The sequence below is a fragment of the Pseudoalteromonas sp. MER144-MNA-CIBAN-0113 genome (genome assembly GCF_040308965.1).
In the GTDB taxonomy this organism is placed as follows: Bacteria; Pseudomonadota; Gammaproteobacteria; order Enterobacterales; family Alteromonadaceae; genus Pseudoalteromonas; species Pseudoalteromonas tetraodonis.
Genome location: NZ_JBEOOG010000669.1, coordinates 1 through 203, shown reverse-complemented (window position 1 = coordinate 203; position 203 = coordinate 1). Strand labels below are relative to the sequence as shown.

Annotated in this window: 2 tRNA genes; both read right to left on the bottom strand. The window is 56.7% G+C overall.

The features are described from left to right. A tRNA-Asp gene (locus AAEY57_RS21395) sits at positions 1 to 73 on the bottom strand. Positions 74 to 126: 53 nt separating this feature from the next. Next, a tRNA-Asp gene (locus AAEY57_RS21390) sits at positions 127 to 203 on the bottom strand.

Genomic DNA, 203 nt, shown 5'->3' with positions numbered 1-203 from the left:
GGAGTGGACGGGACTCGAACCCGCGACCCCCGGCGTGACAGGCCGGTATTCTAACCAACTGAACTACCACTCCGCAGTGGTATGTGCATGGGGTAATGCACTTACTAATTTTGTTACGATATCAAATGGCGGAGTGGACGGGACTCGAACCCGCGACCCCCGGCGTGACAGGCCGGTATTCTAACCAACTGAACTACCACTCC